Here is a 446-nt window from a genome sequence, read left to right as displayed (position 1 = left end):
TTTGAATATGATAATGCTACTTCGTTTGCCGATTGCTCTTCCTGAGCACTCCCGGCTTTCTTCTGACCGCTGCAGGAAACTAAAACTCCCGCTGCGAGACAACAAGCTAATGGGTAAAATACTTTTTTCATATAATATCAATTTATTTTTTTGATCTTTAATTTCCTCTTATCGTGGCATATCAGGCAAATTCCATCCTTCGCGATAATTATGTTTCACCAATTCGGCTGCGAATTGTTTCGCATTGATCGGATCTGTCCAGGTCTTATTGAATGACGGGTGACCATCATGAATTGTAAATCCGTCCTTAATGCAGGTTCTGAGTGTTTCGTTATCACCGATATTAGTGAAGCACATATTAGCGCCGTCCCATTCCAATGTCTTGTTCAATCCTTGCAGACGGATAGCCAATACACCCATTACCACCATTTCATTCATCGGTCCCG

The 446-nt window shown here is 41.5% G+C and carries 2 pseudogenes; both read right to left on the bottom strand.

The annotated features are described in order from the left end of the window. Positions 1-131 (bottom strand): annotated as a pseudogene (locus KTR07_RS28585) (DUF1080 domain-containing protein); the annotation flags it as partial. A 37-nt stretch (positions 132-168) separates the two neighbouring features. Further along, positions 169-446, bottom strand: a pseudogene (locus KTR07_RS28225) (gfo/Idh/MocA family oxidoreductase); the annotation flags it as partial.

It is taken from the genome of Bacteroides sp. MSK.20.82 (assembly GCF_019052485.1).
GTDB lineage: Bacteria > Bacteroidota > Bacteroidia > Bacteroidales > Bacteroidaceae > Bacteroides > Bacteroides thetaiotaomicron.
This window is presented reverse-complemented; position numbering and strand designations above follow the sequence as displayed.